The following is an 806-nucleotide window of genomic DNA, read 5'->3' on the forward strand; positions in this document are numbered from 1 at the left end:
CGGCCCGTGGCGCTGGACGGGGACACCTTCGAGGAGACGGTGCGGACGCTGGCGCGAGGAGCGCCGGTGTCGGTGCAACCCAGGAGGGAAGCGCTGCGGTTGTTGAGTCCCGGAGCGGACCGGCCCAGAGCCTCGCTGGGCGTCGTCTCCGTGGAGGACCCGAGGCAGGGCCGCGTGCGCGTGTCGCAGGGGGGCACGGAGCTGGAGGCCGCCTACGGGCGCTGGTGCGTGCGCAAGCGGCTGTCCGGGGACTGCCTGCACCTGTTGGACAGGGGTCTGACGCTGGATGAGGAGGGCAAGCGGACGCTGGCCTTCCGCATCGCGTTGGACTCGGTGTGGGAGGAGACGGCCGAAGCCCTGGAGGGGATGGTGGACCCCGAGGCGACGGTGACGCTGCTGGTGATGACGGGAGCGGTGTACTTCAGCCTGTGGCTGGTACCGGAGCCGCTGCTGACGAAGGGCGTCGCGGCGACGCTGACGGTGGCACTGATTGCGTACCTGGGCTGGGACACGGTGTGGAGTCTCGTCCAGGGCTGGAGGGTGCTGGCGGCGGAGGTGAAGGACGCGCGGACGTTCGATGAAGTCCGTGACGCGGGAGAGAAGTACGGCGAGGTGATGGGCAAGCAGGCGGCACGGGCCTTCGTGATGTTGGCGATGGCGGCGCTGGGGAGCACGGCGCAGACGTTTGCGACAAGGGTCGCGACGCTGCCGGGCTCCGCACAGGCGGCGCTGGTGGGAGCGGAGCAGGGAGGCTTCCGGCTGGTGGCCGCGGCGGAGGTCTCAGCGGTCGCGGTGTCCGCGAGCGG

The 806-nt window shown here is 71.2% G+C and carries 1 pseudogene; it reads left to right on the forward strand.

The features are described from left to right. Positions 1-806, forward strand: a pseudogene (locus tag ACLEQD_RS44580) (hypothetical protein); the annotation flags it as partial.

Source organism: Corallococcus sp. 4LFB (genome assembly GCF_046520365.1).
Taxonomy (GTDB): Bacteria; Myxococcota; Myxococcia; order Myxococcales; family Myxococcaceae; genus Corallococcus; species Corallococcus caeni.